Genomic DNA, 15,859 nt, shown 5'->3' with positions numbered 1-15,859 from the left:
ATGCATCTTGCACTGATTATGCCAATAATCAACCACCCAATACCAATGAAAAAGGCGATATCAGCTGTTTAGAGTTTGACCGCACCCCTGGGTGACTCCAGTAAAAGGCGCTGTTGCAGCCAGGCCAGAACCAGGCCATAAGCAGGCAGGAAGAACAAAAGAGACAGACCCAGCTTGAACCCATAATCCACCAGGGCAATTTCCGGCCAGTGAGCTGCCATAAAAGCATCCGGGCTGTTTTGAAAAGCCACCCCAAAAAACACCAGGGTATCCAGGGCATTCCCCAACAGGGTTGAAGCCGCCGGAGCCACCCACCAGAGAGGCACCCTGCGCAGGCGATCAAACACCTTGATATCCAGCAACTGCCCCAACATATAGGCCATAAAACTGGCCAGAGCAATTCGCGCCACAAACAGATTGAAGTCACCCAGACCGGAAAAACCGGCAAAGCGCCCTTCGGCAAAAACCACGGAAATCACATAAGACAGCAAAAGAGCGGGGAACATCACTGCAAAAACAATGCGCCTTGCCAGAACCTTGCCAAACACGCGAACCGTCAGATCAGTGGCAAGAAAGATAAACGGAAAGGTGAAAGCACCCCAGGTATTGTGCAAACCCAGAAATTCAAAAGGAAACTGCACCAGATAGTTGCTGGCCGCAATAATCAGAATATGCAGCAGGGAAAGATAAACAAGGGCTTTACGGAATTGCGAAGCAGAAAGAGACAGCATGGCTGGATCCTTTTTTTGTCAGGGGTTGAGGGAACCCTGGATGAATGAAGGCGCGCATTATAGGCAAGCGGCGCGAAGATGCCAAGCCCGAAGCTGGCTGATGCAAGGGGGTCTGCTGCCGGGATCCCGGCGAAGGTACTGCTTGTCAGGACGCGTGAATACCTCCCTGTAAGCTCTGGCAGAATTCATTCCCGATGAATCTCTGCACTTCCCACTTCCATGTGGGTCGGCCACGACCTCCTGTCGTGGACAGCCTGACCAAGCAGCAACCTTCGCCTGATGTAGCAACCAAGTCTGCAGCTGGCGGCAAGGGGGCTGCGTCCAGCGCAGCAGGGACTGCGCAGCGCACTGCTTGAGGCAGCAGGACGTCGAACGCAGTGAAAAGCAGCCCCCTTGCGCAAGCCAGCCCTGGCACCAAGCCAGAGCCAGCACCTAGCCAGAGCCAGCTTACTTCACCAGCCCCTGCCCCTTCATGGCTTCTTCGATTTCTTCCAGGCTGGCTGGATCATCAATGGTGGACGGTACCTGGTATTCCTTACCATCGGCAATGTTACGCAGGATCTTGCGCAGGATTTTGCCAGAGCGGGTTTTGGGCAGGCGATCCACCACCAGCGTCTGCTTGTAGCAGGCAATGGCACCGATTTCCTTGCGCACCAGCGCAGCCAGTTCTTTTTCCAGTTCAGCAGGATCACCATCCCAGCCGTCTTTGGTAATCACCAGACCCACCGGCAGCTGACCCTTGAGTTCATCCGCCACACCAATAACCGCACACTCAGCCACACCCGGATGGGAAGCAACGATTTCTTCCATTTCACCCGTGGACAGGCGGTGACCGGCGATGTTGATGACATCATCGGTGCGACCCATGATGAACAGGTAGCCGTCTTCATCAAATTTACCACCGTCACCGGTCAGGTAGTAACCAGGGTAAGCCGCCATGTAGGAGCTTTCATAACGGGCGTGATCACCCCAGACGGTGGTCAGGCAGCCGGGAGGCATGGGCAGCTTGACCACGACACTGCCTTCTTCATTGGCCGGTGCCTGGTTGCCTTTGGAATCGAGAATCTGGACATTGAAGCCCGGAGTCGGAAAGGTTGCTGAACCGGCCTTGGGTTCAACAGGCTCCAGCCCCATCATGTTACCGGCAATCGCCCAGCCGGTTTCTGTCTGCCACCAGTGGTCGATAACCGGCACAGGCAGCATTTCATTCAGCCAGTGGTAAGTCGGTGGATCCAGACGCTCACCCGCCAGGTACATGGCTTTCAGGCTGGAGATGTCGTACTGGGCCAGCAGCTTGCCTTCGGGGTCTTCTTTCTTGACTGCACGGAAGGCTGTGGGTGCCGTGAAAAAGCCCTTGATCTTGTATTCTTCAATCATGCGCCAGAAAGCACCGGCATCCGGCGTTTTGACCGGCTTGCCTTCATAAACAATCGTGGTGCAACCAGCCAGCAGAGGCGCGTAAACGATGTAAGAGTGACCGACAACCCAGCCCACATCGGACGCTGCCATGAAGACTTCACCGGGATCAATGTCGTAGACCGTTTTCATGCTGTATTTCAGAGCCACGGCATGACCGCCGTTATCCCGCACGACACCTTTGGGCTTGCCCGTTGTGCCGGAGGTGTAGAGCACATACAAAGGATCGGTTGCCTTGACCGGAACCGGATCAACCGGGTCGGCCTTCATCAGCTCTTCCCAGTCCAGGTCACGCTCTTCACTCAGCTCACAGGTCTGCTGAGGGCGCTGCAGAACCACCAGGTGATCCGGTTTGTGCTCGGACTGGCTGATAGCATCATCCAGCAGGCCCTTGTAAGGAATTACCTTGCTGACTTCAATGCCGCAGGAAGCAGAAACGATGACCTTGGGTTTGGCATCATCAATACGCACAGCCAGCTCATGCGGAGCAAAGCCACCAAAGACAACCGAATGCACGGCACCCAGGCGGGCACAGGCATACATGGCCACCAGGGCTTCGGGAACCATGGGCATGTAAATAACCACACGGTCACCTTTTTCCACGCCCAGCTTGCGCAAACCCCCGGCAAATTTGGCCACCTGGTCACGCATCTGGCGATAAGTCAGCTTGGATTTGGTATCGGTCACCGGTGAGTCATAGATGACAGCTGTCTGGTCGGCACGCCCATTGTCCACATGGTAGTCCAGGGCACAGTAGCTGGTGTTCATTTCACCATCCACAAACCAGCGCCAGGCACCGTTTTCATCCTTTTCCAGCATTTTGGTTGGCTTTTTATACCAGGGCAGTTTTTCCGCCTGCTCACCCCAGAAAGCTTCCGGTTGCTTGATGGAACGCTCGTATTCAGCTTTATAGGTCATCTCTCTCGCCTCTGACTCGTTTTTTATTGGACTTCACTCGAACCGAGTGTCGACACTTCATGCATTTTCAGGATGTAACTCTAAAGCACCGGAAGGCGTTTGAAACTAATACAAAAGGCGCAAGAGGCGAAAATAGAGGCTCAGAAGCCTGCTTATTCCTGAACTGGATAAATATAAAACAGGAAAATTGCTGACAATCAGTCCTTTAGCTCACAAAAAAACGCCTCTCATTACCAGGGGTGTCAACAAAAGTGGGAAAAAAGAGTAGAATGAGTGAAATGAAATATACTCATTAGTAGAATAACCGCTCACCACAAAAACCACTGGGCTTAATCATGACCAACTCAGGCAACCCGCTGATTGAAGAACTCCGAAACAACGCACAGCAAGCCACGACCCTCCTCAAGGCCCTGGCCAATGAAAACCGCTTGATGATTCTGTGCCATCTGGATGACAAGGAAATGTCGGTGACCGAGCTGAACGAATGCCTGGATCTCAGCCAGTCCGCCCTGTCCCAGCATCTGGCTATTCTGCGCAGAGACGGCCTGGTGAAAACACGTCGTGAATCCCAGACCATCTTTTACTCATTAAAGGGCGAGGAAGCCAAACAGGTGATCCACACCCTGCACTCGATGTACTGCGCTACCTAGCGGAAGGGTATCTGGAATTTGGGCCACCAGCTCAGCAGCCGCTGTTCCAGAACACCGGCTGCCTGGGAGGTCACCCGTTCAACCAGAGGAGCCGGTTTCTTCAACTGCAGACTGAAAACTTCGGCCTCGGCACGTTTTTTCAACAGATAATCATCACTGGTCATCAACTGATCCACCAGCTTCAGGCTGACCGCCTGCTCGCCGTACCAGATTTCCCCCTTGGCCACTTTATCGATCTCCAGATCAGGCCGGTTGCGCTGTACATAGCTTTTAAACAGCTGATGGGTGGCTTCCAGATCATCAATAAATTTCCTGCGGCCTTCCTCGGTGTTTTCTCCCAGCAGCGTCAGAGTGCGCTTGTACTCGCCAGCGGTCAGAACTTCATAATCAACATCATGCTTTTTCAGCAAGCGATGCAGGTTGGGCATTTCCGCCACCACCCCGATCGAGCCGATGACCGCAAAGGGGGCCGCAAAAAGCTGGGTTGCCGCACAAGCCATCATGTACCCGCCTGAAGCCGCTACCTTGTCAACACAAACGGTCAACCTGATTTGCCGGTCGCGCAGGCGCTGTAACTGGGCTGCTGCATAGCCATAGCTGTGTACAAAGCCTCCGGCACTTTCCAGGCGCAGGACCACTTCATCGTTCGGGCGTAAAAGATCCAGCAGACAGGTAATTTCCCGCCCCAGGGCTCCCGCTCGGGTGGCTGCCAGATCGCCTTTGAAATCCAGAACAAACACCCTGGGGGCTTCAGGTTTGTTTTCCTGGCGCTGTTTTTTCTTTTGCTTGGCCTCTTTACGCTGTTTTTTGAGCGCTTTGCCTTCCAGCCACTGCTCCTGCAACTCCTCCTGCTGCTCTTCCAGGCGATCGTTGAGGGAGTGGATTTCCAGTTGCTCCTGACCGGCGCGGCCGCGTTTGATGGCAGCAGCCAGGCTCAAGAGGATCACTAGGGCTATTACAAAAGTCAGAACTTTCAAAAGAAAGCCCAGGTATTCCAAGATAAATTCGGGCACAAAACACTCCTGTCACAAGAAAAGCAAAAGAGGGGTTGATTAAAACATACGTTTGAAATAAGCTTCAGTCATTGATCTGATTTTCCAATATCAGCAACGGCAACCAAGAGGAAATACCCATGGCTGACATCAACGCTATTATCGAAGGCCTGAAAGACAAGTTCAACGCTGAGGCAGCCAGCGGTATGGACGAGGTCTTTCAATTCAACATTGAAGATGCTGACAACTACCATATCATCATTAAGGATGGCAGCTGCGATATTGTCCAGGGTGAACATGACGATCCCTCGGTCACCCTGATCATGAACAAGGAAACCCTGAAAGATGTACTCACCGGTGAAGAAGACGGTATGCAGGCTTTCATGGCTGGCAAACTGCGCGCTGAAGGCGACATGATGCTGGCGACCAAGCTTTCTGCACTCTTCCCTGTTTAACAGCAAAAACCCCCTGCTTGCATCATCCCCGTTTGGGCAGCCCACCCCCCCGGCTGCCCTTTTTTGCGACCTCTTGCCTCACCTCTTGCCCGGCTCAGGTGTAGCCGTCCACCTGCACTTTAAGTTAACATAACGCCACAATTAAGAACATTTCCCCTGCAGTTCACTTCCAGCTTAATTTGAGGCTTCCTTGATCAGAATTTCATCTCCCAGACACCAGTCTTTACGCTGGTATATCTTTTTTGCGATTCTTTTCAGCTGCCTGATCGTGTTTTTGGGTGCTTCCGTTGTTTCTTCACTGCATTATGAAAACCTTATGGATCAACGCGCTGAAGCTTTTCAGCAGCAGCTGCAGCAGGAGTTCCCCGAGCGTAATCTGGAGCTTCCCGAAGTCACAACCAATGTGCGTTTCACCTACATTTTAAGCTTTGTTTTTTTCTCCCTGTTTTTCATTGCGGCAGCAGCCTACCTTTCACACTTGGCAACCCGCCGGATCAACACGTCAATACAGCAGTTTCAACGTGATGTGAAAAGCATTGAAACCGCACGCGATCTGAAAAACTTCAATGCCCAGCCGGACACCTTTGTCTTCAGTGAACTGGGTGAGGCCTTTGCCAGCGTCAATCAACTGGCCCGGCGCCTGGAAAAAATTCTGGTGGACAAAAGTCTGCTCGAAGACGCCCTGGAGGAAGCAGAGCGGGAAGACAGCATGGCTGCGGATATCCTTTACGGCCACCTGATCGAAAAGAATGCCGACAACCCGCTGGGGATCATGCATCGCATCCAGTCTTCCAGTAACTTCAGTGGGGATATCGTCCTGGTACGCCGCTCCCCCTCTGGCAGCATTTTTGTCCTCCTGGCTGATGCCACCGGACATGGCTTGTCCGCAACCATTACCATCATGCCGGTTATTTCCGTTTTCGATACCATGGTCAAAAAAGGCCATCGGCTACCCTTTATTCTTCGAGAAATGAACAAGCGCCTGCTGAAAGACCTGCCGGATGACCGTTTTGTTGCGGCCACCCTGATCGAAATTGACCCCACTGACCAGGAATTGCGTCTCTGGAATGGCGGTATGCCGGAAGGCTTCTTGCTGGATGGCCGGAGCACCCCCGTGCAGGGTTTTCGCTCCCGCCATATGGCTCTGGGAATTCTGGAGGATGCCCTCTTCGATGCCGCTCCCGAACGCCTGCCCCTACCGGATCAAGGCTACCTGCTAAGCTACAGTGACGGCCTGATTGAACAGGACAATCCCGAGGGTGAAGCTTTTGCCGAAACCGGCTTGCTGAAAGCCATCCGCCATCACCCGGCCAAAAACCTGATTACCGGCTTGCTGGGTGATGTTGAGCAACATGCTGGCAAACCCATACCCGATGATGATATCTCCCTGCTGCTGCTGGATTTTAAACGCCTGCATTCCAGTCTGATGCCCGCTGAAGAAAGCTGCAGAATCAGTGACCTGACCTTGCCTGCAGCCCCTTTCCAGTGGCAAATCAGGGTTCAGGGTGAACAATTAATCAATCAGGCCATTCCGGCGCTGACCAATGATTTTCTGCACACCCTGGGCCTGGATCCCGAAGTGATCCAGAAAGTCTTCACTGTGGCGCATGAGCTGACCTCACGGGCTCTGCATGACAACCTTCTGCAATTGCCTGCCGAATTAAAACAGGATCTTCTAGAGGAGGAAGGGGAACGGGGTCTGCAGTACTATTACCAGCAGCGCCGTGAAGCCTTGTCGAGACTGGACCCGGACAGTTTTATGGAAGTCAAGCTGGCCAGCCATCCCGGTCGGGACGGCCAGGCAGGCTATCTGGAGATAGAGGTCAGGGACAATGGCCAGGGCCAGGGACGTTCACTACTGGAAGACCACAGCCTTTTCTGGCATTACAGCCAGGTGGAGATTCTGGACGAGGGGCATTTTATCCGGGCCCACCTTTAGAAAAGATCGACTTCTCCAACTTCCGGCTTGCGCTCCACCTGCTTGAGGTATTTGTTTTCGCGTTCAACAATTGTGCGGTTGTGCAGGGTATTGATCTTCTTGAGCATCACCTTGCCGCTGGCCGGAAAAAAATGCACCTTGCGCGGGTAGATATCCAGCACATCCTTGGCGACGATGGGTATGCCTTCATCTTTCAGATGCTTGATCACAAACTGGACATTACGCTCACCGACATTGGCGTAATTAAAGTCCTTGAGCACTTTTCCGCCTCCAAAAATCTTGGCTTCCAGGCGTCGTCTTTGCGCACCCAGCTTCAATAAATGGTTGACCAGCAATTCCATGGCATACACGCCATAGCGGGCGGATTCATTCAGGGGAGAAGCATTGGCTGAATGATCATGGGGAAGCAGGAAATGGTTCATGCCGCCCACGCCGGAATAATTGTCCCGCAAGCAAACAGCCACACAAGACCCCAGAACAGTGACCAGCATTTCGCCACTGTCGGTTGCAAAGTATTCGCCGGGAAGCACCTTGACGGCCGGGACTTCAAAATGCCGATCATAGTAGTGTGAAAGGGCAAAATGCTTGTCAACTTCGATATCCATCCTTCGTCCCAACTATTCCAGAGTGGCCACGGCAAGGCGGCCCTGTTTCTTGAACATCAGCTCTGTTGACAGCTTTCTGATCAACAGCAGCCCCCGGCCAGCCAGCTCTTCGCGTGGCTGTTGCATGACCTGGTTGAAGTCAAAACCTTCACCACTTTGCTCAACTTCAATGAACAAGCGTGACCTTTCCGCCGTCACCTGCCACTGCAAGCGAACGCGCAACTGGTCTTCATGAGTCAGTTTGCGCAGGCGTTGCTCGCGTAAAACATAGTATTCAGCAAAGCCCTCAGGATCTTCTTTCAAAGAGGACTTCAACTTCAGCAAACCATGCTCTATGGCGTTGCTGCTCAGCTCACTGATCACCGTGAAAGCCCGCTGACAGAAAGGCTGTGGAAAGCCCATGTCCTGTAGATAGTCATTGCATAAAGCGGGAATTTCCTGCTCGCCCATCTGCTGACCACTAAGAGTCAGTTCCCAGATAAAAGGAGCAATCCCCAGTTTATGGGCCTGATTGCCCTGCAGTTGATACTTCTGATCCTGAAAATAAATCAGCTCAGGAAAATACACATAAAACAGGGACAGATCATCATCAAAATAGGGAACGCCCGAGAATTCCTTGAGATCAGCCACCAGGGTTCCCATCAGGCTGTGCCGGGGAGCACCCTCCAGGCTCTTTAGCAGACGCTGGTTACCATAGCTTTCACCCTGGGCATTGACCTGATCCGTCAAACCATCACTGCAGCCAAAAAGCCCACCTTCGCCCACCAGGTGAAAGCGTTCCACATTGGACTCAAAACTCAGGTTATCCAGAATGCCCAAAGCCATATGGTTGGAGGGGTAGCTGTTGATGACCCGACCCTCGGAATCCAGATAATAAACCGGTGGCATCCCACCGTTCCAGATGCTCACCTGCTCATGCAATACATCCAGCTCCACCACTGAGGCCGCCACAAAACGATCCGGTGGCAACCGGAAGTGCAACTTGCGGTTCATTTCCCGGACGATCATGGGCAGCGCATAGCCCTTACTGACCATGCTGTGAAAAACATCCACCAAAGGCAGTAGGGTCATGGTTGCAGAAAGTCCGTGCCCCATGGCATCAGCATGCAGGATGAAGGTACTGCCGGAGGGAGAGTTTTTGGATAAAACCAGATCACCACAAAAGTCACTGCTGGCATTGATGTAGCGATTGAAACCATGAATGGTATCGGAAACATGGTCCAGCAGGTTGTTGTAAAACACATAGGAGGCCATTTCTGCTTCACGATTACTGGCATCCAGGAGTTTTTCCAGTTCCTGCTTTTGCTGGATAACGCGATCCGCCAGACGCAGCTTGTTGGTCAAATCCCGCGCCTTCAAGCCAATCAACAGGGGGTTGATGGGCTTGACCAGATAATCATTGATGCCCAGGTCAAAACAACGTTTGAGAAGCTGCGGATCTTCCTGTTCAGCCAGCAGCAGTATCGGGGTACGCTGCTCCGGCTCGGGGGGTAAAACCAGATTTTCAACCAGCTGTACCCCCTCACCATCGGGAAGTTCCTGAGCGACCAGCAGCAGATCAAACCTCGGCGTATCACCGAGTATTTTCAGGGCCTCGGCCCGGTTGCAGGCACAGGTTACCTGCCAGCCTTGTTCGGATAACACTTGAGCCAACGCTTGACTGAGTTCAGTGTCGGCTTCAACCAGAAGAAGGCGGTAGGCAACTTCACGAACTAAAGGGGATTTCATTGAACGGGAACAATCCTTTCAATATTGGCAACCTTGAGTATCTCGGCTGCGGTTCCTGAAGCATTGATAATGGCAATGTTTTTATTCACGGCCGAAGCTTTTTTATGGAGGTAAACAATCATTCCCAAAGCCGCACTGTCCAGGTAGCTGACCGTGGAAAAATCCAGGTTGATATTAGCCACCCCAGGGTCTTTCAGGGCTGCATCCATTTCCTCATTAAATTTCTTGTGATAACTGAAATCAAACTTTTCTGGTAAACGTGCCACTTTAACACTGGACATTCAATCGCTCCCAATTTCTAAAATAAATCAATATCACCACTGTCCATGGAACTGCTGGAAACCGGGTTGGATTTGCGCTCTTCTCTTGCCCGCTTGAAATTATCAATACTGCGGTGCAAGGCCTCATGAAATTGATGAGGATCGTCTGCGCCCGCCTGCAAGGCTTCCACCAGCAGCAACAGATGACTTTGTTCGGACAGGGTGTGCTGGATGGTTTGTGTGCTCATATCCTCAAACTGCATGGCACGCATGGCATCGTACAAGGCACTGCTGAGACTGGTTGAAAGGCTTTCCAGCTCCACCGTCACCCGCTGGTCACTGTCCGATTTGTCCATCAAAAGCTGAATGGCCGTTTCCACTTCCTTTTTGGCCCTGAGTATAAAGCTCATATCCTGGGAGGCGATTTTACTGACATCCGTGACCAGCTTTTCAATGCGGTTATTCATTTCGTTCAGATTGATCTGGATCGTGCGGCTGAATTCCGCAGAGCGTGCAGAAAGGGCACGCACTTCATCGGCAACCACTGCAAATCCGCGTCCATGTTCACCGGCCCGGGCGGCTTCAATTGCGGCATTAAGAGCCAGCAGGTTGGTCTGATCGGAGATGTTGTCGATATCACCCAGAGCCTTCATCAAATCCGGCATGCCCTCGGACAGCTCGGACACCCGATCCAGCATTTCCATCAGATCCGCACTGGTCTGCACCGAGGTTTCCACAAAATTATTCAGGGTTTTCAGCGTATCTTCAGCAAAATTGTTCATATGCTTGTGAGAGCTGGAGTCCGTTTCTGCCTCACCGCCGTACAACAAGGCCCGAACCAGATCCTGCTGATTGTCGAGATCATCCTTCAGGCGGTTGAAGGAGGCTCCCAGGGTATTCAGGGCATCGGTTTGCATGCTTTGCAGGGCATCCATATCCTCCTTGGATTCGGCCACCACGGAGGCAATGGTTTCACCAATCTGATGATAATCCTTTTGCAGGTCCACTTCCGAAATACCCTCGATGTAGGCATCTTTTTCGGGATTGGGCAACTTGCTGATGCGCTCCCTGGCTCTTTCCCGCAAAGGCAGGTAACCGAGTAAAAAGCCTGCGGGCAAAGCCAGCACACCCAGCAGCCAGGCGGGCAGAAACAGACCCAACAAGCCAGCTGCCGGTGTCAGAAGGACAAGCAATATCCATACAAGTTGTTTATTCATCGGTATTCCTTAAAACGACTAAACACGATTGATTCTTTGACCCAGGCGTTCAATAACGCGTGCTGGCAAATCAGCCAGGGGTAAAACTTCTTGAGCGGCGCCCAGGGCAATGGCTTCCTTGGGCATTCCAAAAACAACACAACTCGCTTCATCCTGCGCCAGGGTATAGGCACCGGCCTGCTTCATTTTCAACAAGCCTTCGGCACCGTCACGCCCCATGCCCGTCAGAATCACACCGACGGCATTGGCTCCGGCCACTCGGGCTGCAGACAGAAAAAGCACATCCACCGAGGGGCGGTGACGATTCACCAGGGCGGTATCCAGCAGACGGGTCATATAGTTGGCCCCACTGCGACTGACCTCCAGGTGCAGGTTGCCCGGTGCGATATAGACATGACCGGGCAGCAGCCGTTCATTATGGCTGGCCTCCTTCACCCGGAGCAGGCAATCACGATCCAGGCGCTCGGCAAAAGTTCGGGTGAAATTTTCCGGCATATGCTGCGTGATCAAAATGGCCGGCATATCCGCCGGCAGATCAATCAAAAAGGCCTTGATCGCCTCAGTGCCCCCAGTCGAGGCACCCACAAAAACCATTTTTTCCGTGGAGCGGTAACTGACCTGGTGGCTGGATGATGCCACAGCCCTGGCCCGATGCTCGGCTTCCTGTGCCTGCCTGACCTGGGTTTTGGCGCTGACTTTGGCTGCGGCACAGGTGCGGATTTTTTCTGCAATCAGATCCTGATAAGCCGTCATGCCAGAGACAATATCCACCTTGGGTTTGGAGATATAATCAATGGCCCCCAGCTCCAGGGCCCTCAGGGTCACCTCCGAGCCCTTGTCGGTCAGGGAGGACACCATCAATACCGGCATCGGCCTCAGGCGCATCAAACGTTCCAGAAAGTCCAGACCATCCATCCGTGGCATCTCCACATCCAGGGTCAGAACATCCGGGTTGTGGCGCTTGATCAACTCCCGAGCCACCAGGGGATCGGGTGCTGTAGCGACCACCTGCATATCTTTTTGGCCATTGATAAGATCGGTCAACAAGCGGCGGATCAGAGCCGAGTCATCGACGACCAAAACTGAAATTTTTCCGTTTTTCATTAGCCAAATAGCTCAATATTGCCTGCCACTTCAATATTCAGCAGGCGTTGGAAATAATCTGCTTCACGGTCAAAAATCGTGGTGTTGTTCAGGCGCTTCAATTTTTTGACCAGAACCCGCCCACTGGACGGGAAAAAATAAATTTTCTGAGGCCAGGGGCCCAGAAGGCTTTTGCTGACCACTGGAATCAACTCGGCATCCAGGTAACTCAACAGGAAATCGGCATTGCGCTCACCGATCCGATAACTTTCCGGCGCTGAAAGCACATTACCACCCCCGAATACCTTGGCCTGCAGATTCTCTTTTCGGGCACCCAGTTTGTAGAGCTGGTTCAACAAAACTTCCAGAGCATGACTGCCATAACGAATGGAGCTGTCAATCAACTCCTGCTCACGGGTATCAAAAGGCAGCATGAAATGATTGATGCCACCAATACCCCGGACTTTGTCATGAATACAGGCAGAAACACAACTGCCTAATACGGTTACAATCAGCTTTTCATGCCGGGTCACATAATACTCACCAGGCAGTATCTTGATCGCCTCCATTTCAAAATAGCCATCAAAATAGCTGACGGGTGACCAGGCCTCGGTATGCGGCTCACCCTCATCCCCGATCTGTTCCTGCTGGTCGGCCACAACTACCCCTTTCTGACCGGCATAAACACGGTTTTACCTTTCAGGCGAAAAAGATCACTGGCATGCTGAAAACTCTCCGAGTGACCGGCATACAACAGGCCCTCCGGCGTCAACAGGGGATGAAAACGCGACAAAACCTTGTACTGGGTTGGCTTGTCAAAATAAATCATGACGTTACGACAGAAAATGGCATCAAAAGGCCCCTTGATGGGCCAGTTGGGGGCCAACAGGTTCAGGGAGTTGAAGTGAATCAGATCCTTGACCTGAGAGCGCACCTTGACCATCCCCATATGCTTGCCTTTGCCGCGCACAAAAAAACTTTTAACCCGATCTTCCTGCATTTTGGCAACACGATCCGAGGCATAAACACCCCGTCGTGCCTGCTGCAGAACATTGGTGTCCACATCCGTGGCCAGAATACGCACCGGAGGCGTCCAACTACCGAAGGCCTCGATGGCAGTCATCGCCAGAGAATAGGCTTCCTCACCCGTTGAACAGGCACTGGACCAGATTTTCAAAGGCCCGCGCCGGGTTTCTGCAGCCTGCAGAAGCTGCTCGGCCAGAAGATCAAAGTGATGGGCTTCACGAAAGAAGGCCGTCAGATTGGTGGTCAGGGCATTGATAAAGTCCTGAGCTTCATCTTCATTCTCTTCCAGTTGATGCAGGTAGTCCTCAAAGGTTCTCAAGCCCAAAGCCCGCAGGCGGCGCGCAATACGGCTATAGACCATATCGCGCTTTTTGGGACTCAGGAAAATACCCGCACGCTCGTGAGCCAGATCACGAATTCGCTCAAAGTCCTTATTCGTAAAATCAAATTCGCGTACTTTTTCGCTCACATCAACCCCTTCGGCGAGTCATCAAAGTTGATCAAAATTCTTCCCATTCATCATCATCCTGACGCTTGGGGGGTGGTAGCGGTGCCTTGCGCTTGGCGGCACTTTGTTGTCCGGCTGGCTTGGTGTGACCGGCAGAAGCCTGGCCTTTCCGGGCTGACTGCTGAGGCCGCTGGGGTGCTCGGGGAGCTCCACCCAAACGGGGCGCTTCCTGTTTCTGGCGCTGAGATGCACGGGCACCGGATGCCGCCTGTTCATCAACCTGGAAAATGGATACGGAAGTGGTCAGGGACTGGGCCTGCTCTTCCAGAGACTCAGCCGCTGCAGCCGCTTCTTCCACCAGGGCGGCGTTCTGCTGGGTCACATCATCCATCTGAATGACCGCCTGGTTAACCTGCTCAATGCCCTGGCTCTGCTCATCCGAAGCAGCCGAGATTTCACCCATGATATCGGCCACCCGTTTCACCGAGTTGACGATTTCTTTCATGCTGGCACCCGAGGCCTGAACTACTTCACTGGTGGCATCCACAATCTCACCGTCTTTTTTGATGAGTTCCTGGATTTCCTTGGCGGCTGCCGCTGAGCGCTGGGCCAGAGAGCGAACTTCACCGGCCACAACCGCAAAGCCACGACCCTGTTCACCGGCACGCGCCGCTTCCACGGCTGCGTTCAGGGCGAGAATATTGGTCTGGAAGGCAATGCCGTCAATCACCGTGATGATTTCACTCATCTTCTCGGCACTGGCAGTCAGTTCCTGCATGCGCGTCACGGCTTCGCTGACATTGGCGCCGCCTTTTTCGGCCACTTCACTGGCACTGGAGCTGAGCTGATTGGCCTGGCGGGCATTATCGGCATTTTGTTTAACGGTAGAGGTCAGTTCTTCCAGGCTGGAGGCTGTTTCTTCCAGGCTGGAAGCCTGTTCTTCGGTACGCTGGGAAAGATCGGTGTTACCGGCAGCAATCTCTGAAGATGCAGTGGTGATGGCATCCACAGAACTCTTGATATCAGTAACCATCTCCCGCAATTTATCCTGCATGCGCTGCAAGGCCTGCATGACCTTGCCAATTTCATCGTCATGGTCGACCTGAATCTGATTGTTCAGATTACCATCGGCCATGGCATTGAAATAACCCACGGCACGGTTAAGCGGATTGACGATGGCACGAACCAGCAGCCAGCCCACCAGAGAGGCAACCACTACACCCAGAATAATGGCAATAATAGTGATATTACGAGTTCTATTGTATTCAGCAACGGCTGAATCATATTCCTGCTGGGCCACTTCAGCCTGAAGATCCACCAGCTTGGAAGCCACATCAAAAGCACTTAAAAATGCCGGATTGGTGGTTTCTATCAGGTGCATGTTGGCGTCCCTGAACTCACCTTCTTCCAACAGCTCGACGTTAGGGCGCAAACCTTCATTGACAAACTTACCCCGCAGGTCTGCAAACTCATCAGCCAGGCGGGCTTCCTCCGGTGTCAGGAAGGTTTCCATGTATTCATCCCAAACCTTCGTGATCCGGGTAATGTTTTCCCGAACACGATTGGTGTGCATCTGGATTTCATGGGCATGCATCACACTTTCATCCAAGCGCGGATCATGCATCGCAGCCAGCTGCAGCTCAATCACATTACGCTGCATATAGTATTCAATATCAGCCAACTGATGAGAGGGGATCAGCCGGTCAACCATTACGGTTTCCAGGCGCTCATCAGCATGCCGCATACCAGTGAGTCCCAAAAAGCCAATCGCAATCAACAGCAGGGATAAAAACCCGATCACAAAGATCAGGCGTGCCTTTACAGTTATTTTTCGCAACATTGCGCACCCCGTTTAATTTGTTTACTTAACCGGCCTGAACCACCTGATCCATCAGCCCCATATCACCACTGGTCATGAGTTTTTCAATATCCACAACGATGGCCATGCGTTCGTCTTCGTTTTCATTGTCTTTTTCCAGCGTGGCCAGGCCTTCCAGATACTGGGTATCCAGAGCAGCCCCAAATTCCGGAGCCGGACGTATTTGTTCGGGGTCCAGAGCAATCACATCAGACACGCCATCAACCACCATGCCGACAATCCGTTCACCCAGATTAAGAATGATCATCACCGTAAACTGGTCATAAACCACTTCACCAACATCAAACTTGATGCGCATATCCACCACGGGCACGATCACACCGCGCATATTGATGACGCCCTTGATATAGGCTGGAGTGTTGGCAATCCGCGTCACACCATCGTAGCCACGAATTTCCTGCACTTTTAAAATATCAATGGCATATTCTTCTTCGCCCAGGGTAAAGGTTAAAAACTCCTGTTGACCACTGGTTACCAAAGCTTGTTCTTCTGCTGCTGCATCATTCATTTGT

The 15,859-nt window shown here is 52.5% G+C and carries 15 protein-coding genes; 3 read left to right on the top strand and 12 right to left on the bottom strand.

What is annotated here, in order from left to right; all coding sequences use genetic code 11:
* Positions 1-68: 68 nt before the first annotated feature.
* Together LG323_RS01990 and LG323_RS01985 are read right to left on the bottom strand one after the other, a co-directional pair.
* On the bottom strand, positions 69-731 hold the full coding sequence (locus tag LG323_RS01990) for a 7-cyano-7-deazaguanine/7-aminomethyl-7-deazaguanine transporter (protein ID WP_404418581.1): 663 nt from the start codon (positions 729-731) through the stop codon (positions 69-71).
* A 447-nt stretch (positions 732-1,178) separates the two neighbouring features.
* Positions 1,179-3,065, bottom strand: coding sequence for a propionyl-CoA synthetase (locus tag LG323_RS01985; RefSeq protein ID WP_404418579.1), 1,887 nt, complete (start codon positions 3,063-3,065; stop codon positions 1,179-1,181).
* A gap of 335 nt (positions 3,066-3,400) precedes the next feature.
* Here LG323_RS01985 and LG323_RS01980 point away from each other — a divergent pair, with 335 nt between their 5' ends.
* The gene (locus LG323_RS01980) at positions 3,401-3,715 is read left to right on the top strand and encodes a metalloregulator ArsR/SmtB family transcription factor (protein WP_310696085.1); all 315 of its coding nucleotides are present in this window, start codon (positions 3,401-3,403) and stop codon (positions 3,713-3,715) included.
* Here the strand turns inward: LG323_RS01980 and sohB are convergent.
* Complete coding sequence (sohB, locus tag LG323_RS01975) at positions 3,712-4,728, bottom strand: protease SohB (RefSeq protein ID WP_404418577.1); 1,017 nt, start codon at positions 4,726-4,728, stop codon at positions 3,712-3,714. The two genes, LG323_RS01980 and sohB, sit on opposite strands and share 4 nt — an antisense overlap.
* A gap of 119 nt (positions 4,729-4,847) precedes the next feature.
* Between sohB and LG323_RS01970 the strand changes: the two genes are divergently transcribed.
* Positions 4,848-5,162, top strand: coding sequence for an SCP2 sterol-binding domain-containing protein (locus LG323_RS01970; protein ID WP_310696087.1), 315 nt, complete (start codon positions 4,848-4,850; stop codon positions 5,160-5,162).
* A gap of 316 nt (positions 5,163-5,478) precedes the next feature.
* On the top strand, positions 5,479-7,101 hold the full coding sequence (locus tag LG323_RS01965; protein WP_404418574.1) for a PP2C family protein-serine/threonine phosphatase: 1,623 nt from the start codon (positions 5,479-5,481) through the stop codon (positions 7,099-7,101).
* Here the strand turns inward: LG323_RS01965 and cheD (LG323_RS01960) are convergent.
* From cheD (LG323_RS01960) to LG323_RS01920, 9 genes are all read right to left on the bottom strand, one after another.
* A complete protein-coding gene (cheD, locus tag LG323_RS01960; RefSeq protein ID WP_404418572.1) occupies positions 7,098-7,706 on the bottom strand; it encodes a chemoreceptor glutamine deamidase CheD in 609 nt (202 codons plus the stop codon). The two genes, LG323_RS01965 and cheD (LG323_RS01960), sit on opposite strands and share 4 nt — an antisense overlap.
* Positions 7,707-7,718: 12 nt before the next feature.
* Entirely contained in the window at positions 7,719-9,434 is a 1,716-nt protein-coding gene (locus LG323_RS01955) for a SpoIIE family protein phosphatase (RefSeq protein ID WP_404418570.1), read from the bottom strand.
* Positions 9,431-9,715, bottom strand: coding sequence for an STAS domain-containing protein (locus LG323_RS01950; protein ID WP_404418568.1), 285 nt, complete (start codon positions 9,713-9,715; stop codon positions 9,431-9,433). The genes LG323_RS01955 and LG323_RS01950 overlap by 4 nt, the downstream gene beginning before the upstream one ends.
* Positions 9,716-9,732: 17 nt before the next feature.
* On the bottom strand, positions 9,733-10,392 hold the full coding sequence (locus LG323_RS01945; RefSeq protein WP_404420099.1) for a methyl-accepting chemotaxis protein: 660 nt from the start codon (positions 10,390-10,392) through the stop codon (positions 9,733-9,735).
* Positions 10,393-10,929: 537 nt separating this feature from the next.
* Positions 10,930-12,015 (bottom strand): chemotaxis response regulator protein-glutamate methylesterase, encoded by a 1,086-nt coding sequence (locus tag LG323_RS01940; RefSeq protein ID WP_310696098.1) that lies wholly within the window; start codon positions 12,013-12,015, stop codon positions 10,930-10,932.
* Complete coding sequence (gene cheD, locus LG323_RS01935; RefSeq protein ID WP_310696100.1) at positions 12,015-12,653, bottom strand: chemoreceptor glutamine deamidase CheD; 639 nt, start codon at positions 12,651-12,653, stop codon at positions 12,015-12,017. The genes LG323_RS01940 and cheD (LG323_RS01935) overlap by 1 nt, the downstream gene beginning before the upstream one ends.
* Positions 12,654-12,655: 2 nt before the next feature.
* Positions 12,656-13,489, bottom strand: a complete 834-nt coding sequence (locus LG323_RS01930; protein ID WP_310696101.1) for a CheR family methyltransferase — start codon at positions 13,487-13,489, stop codon at positions 12,656-12,658.
* A 31-nt stretch (positions 13,490-13,520) separates the two neighbouring features.
* Positions 13,521-15,308 (bottom strand): methyl-accepting chemotaxis protein, encoded by a 1,788-nt coding sequence (locus tag LG323_RS01925; protein ID WP_404418565.1) that lies wholly within the window; start codon positions 15,306-15,308, stop codon positions 13,521-13,523.
* 25 nt (positions 15,309-15,333) lie between these two features.
* Positions 15,334-15,855 carry a chemotaxis protein CheW gene (locus tag LG323_RS01920; protein ID WP_310696103.1) on the bottom strand — a complete coding sequence of 174 codons (522 nt, stop codon included), beginning with the start codon at positions 15,853-15,855 and terminating at the stop codon, positions 15,334-15,336.
* Positions 15,856-15,859: the final 4 nt, after the last annotated feature.

Source organism: Marinospirillum sp. (genome assembly GCF_044810985.1).
Taxonomy (GTDB): domain Bacteria; phylum Pseudomonadota; class Gammaproteobacteria; order Pseudomonadales; family Halomonadaceae; genus Marinospirillum.
This window is presented reverse-complemented; position numbering and strand designations above follow the sequence as displayed.